The organism is Staphylococcus pasteuri, assembly GCF_030547725.1.
Taxonomy (GTDB): Bacteria; Bacillota; Bacilli; order Staphylococcales; family Staphylococcaceae; genus Staphylococcus; species Staphylococcus pasteuri.
The window spans coordinates 1-435 of record NZ_JAUOQO010000041.1; the positions used below are offsets into that span (position 1 = coordinate 1).

General features: G+C 46.9%; 1 protein-coding gene. It reads left to right on the forward strand.

Features of this window, described 5'->3' with window-relative positions:
* The coding region (locus tag Q4528_RS12700) for a hypothetical protein (protein ID WP_303521826.1) at positions 1–435 on the forward strand (435 nt) is incomplete at both ends.

A 435-nucleotide genomic window follows, 5' to 3' on the forward strand; every position in this document is an offset into this window, starting at 1 on the left:
TTCATAGCTTAAAACCTGCCAGTGCTCAGCGCACGGTATGGTCGATTGCTTACCAAGAAGTCATCGCCTTAGGCCACTTAATTGCAAGCGGTAAAATTTACAACCAACGTGTAGTGTCTTTAGCTGGACCCGTTGTAAAAGAGCCACGCTTAATTCGCACCGAGTTAGGTGCTGATATTGATCAATTGATCGATGGTGAATTGGTAGACGGCGAGCACCGCGTTATTTCCGGTACCGTATTAATGGGCAACCATGCTTCGGGTCCGCACGCATTTATTGGCCGTTACCATCAGCAAGTCGTAGCGCTTGAAGAAGGCTACGAAAAAGAATTTATGGGTTGGGCTGTTCCAGGCACGAACAAGTTCTCATTAGCGAGATTGTTTGTATCGGGTTTAAACAAGAGCAAGTTGTTCTCGTTAACCACCACTACCGGTG